Genomic DNA, 1813 nt, shown 5'->3' with positions numbered 1-1813 from the left:
CCCCCTGATAAGTGGTGGGCCTGGAAAGACTTGAACTTTCGACCTCACGCTTATCAGGCGTGCGCTCTAGCCACCTGAGCTACAGGCCCCTGACGTTTTCTTCTCAAAGAGCATGGCGTTAAGCCCTTGTTCCTTGCAAGTGAAGAGCGAGTTGGGAATTTTTCCTATAAAGGAGGTGATCCAGCCGCAGGTTCCCCTACGGCTACCTTGTTACGACTTCACCCCAATCATCGGCCCTACCGTAGACGGCTGCTCCTCTTGCGAGTTAGCTCACCGGCTTCGGGTAAAACCGACTTTCGTGGTGTGACGGGCGGTGTGTACAAGGCCCGGGAACGCATTCACCCGAGCATGCTGATCTCGAATTACTAGCGATTCCGACTTCATGGAGTCGAGTTGCAGACTCCAATCCGGACTGGGACGCGTTTTTTGGGATTGGCTCCACCTCGCGGTCTCGCTACCCTTTGTGCGCGCCATTGTAGTACGTGTGTAGCCCCAGGCGTAAGGGCCATGATGACTTGACGTCGTCCCCACCTTCCTCCCCGTTGACCGGGGCGGTCTCTCCAGAGTGCCCAGCCTTACCTGCTGGCAACTGAAGATAGGGGTTGCGCTCGTTGCGGGACTTAACCCAACACCTCACGGCACGAGCTGACGACAGCCATGCAGCACCTGTCTTAGGGCTCCCCGAAGGGCACCCCTTCATTTCCGAAGGGTTCCCTAGATGTCAAGCCTGGGTAAGGTTCTTCGCGTTGCATCGAATTAAACCACATACTCCACCGCTTGTGCGGGCCCCCGTCAATTTCTTTGAGTTTCAGCCTTGCGACCGTACTCCCCAGGCGGGGTGCTTATCGCGTTAGCTACGGCACCGAGACATACATCCCAGCACCCAGCACCCATCGTTTACAGCGTGGACTACCAGGGTATCTAATCCTGTTTGCTACCCACGCTTTCGCACCTCAGCGTCAGTTACCGTCCAGGTGGCCGCCTTCGCCACCGGTGTTCCTCCAGATATCTACGGATTTCACTCCTACACCTGGAATTCCGCCACCCTCTCCGGTACTCAAGCCTGGCAGTATCAAAGGCAGTTCCACAGTTGGGCTGTGGGATTTCACCCCTGACTTACCAAGCCGCCTACGTGCGCTTTACGCCCAGTGATTCCGATTAACGCTTGCACCCTCCGTATTACCGCGGCTGCTGGCACGGAGTTAGCCGGTGCTTCCTTTGGGGGTACCGTCAAGCCCTCGCATTATTCACACGAGGGGGTTTCTTCCCCCCTGACAGAGGTTTACGATCCGAGAACCTTCATCCCTCACGCGGCGTCGCTGCGTCAGGCTTTCGCCCATTGCGCAATATTCCCCACTGCTGCCTCCCGTAGGAGTCTGGACCGTGTTCCAGTTCCAGTGTGGCCGGTCATCCTCTCAGACCGGCTACCCATCGTTGCCTTGGTGGGCCGTTACCCCGCCAACTAGCTAATGGGACGCGGACTCATCCTTAAGCGATAGCTTGCAAGCAGAGGCCATCTTTCCCCCCAATGATAAAATCGGGAGCGTATTCGGTATTAGCGACCGTTTCCAGCCGTTATCCCCATCTTAAGGGTAGATTATCCACGCGTTACTCACCCGTGCGCCACTTTACTCGCCCCGAAGGACTTTCACGTTCGACTTGCATGTGTTAAGCACGCCGCCAGCGTTCAATCTGAGCCAGAATCAAACTCTCCAGTTGATTGAAAACAACTAGCTTGCCCATATCTCTATGGGCTAAAACTCAAAGTTTCTTATTCCCAACTCGCTCTTCACTTGTCAAAGAACCAGAGGCC

General features: G+C 55.8%; 1 tRNA gene and 1 rRNA gene. Both read right to left on the bottom strand.

Annotation, left to right across the window (positions count from 1 at the left end):
• Positions 1 to 12 precede the first annotated feature (12 nt).
• Positions 13 to 89 (bottom strand) — tRNA-Ile (locus T370_RS0121765).
• A 79-nt stretch (positions 90 to 168) separates the two neighbouring features.
• Positions 169 to 1719 (bottom strand): 16S ribosomal RNA (locus T370_RS23315).
• Between the last annotated feature and the right edge of the window lie 94 nt (positions 1720 to 1813).

The sequence above is a fragment of the Bilophila wadsworthia ATCC 49260 genome, assembly GCF_000701705.1.
In the GTDB taxonomy this organism is placed as follows: Bacteria; Desulfobacterota; Desulfovibrionia; order Desulfovibrionales; family Desulfovibrionaceae; genus Bilophila; species Bilophila wadsworthia.
The sequence above is the reverse complement of the archived record's forward strand: the minus strand, read 5'-3'. Positions and strand labels throughout refer to the sequence as shown.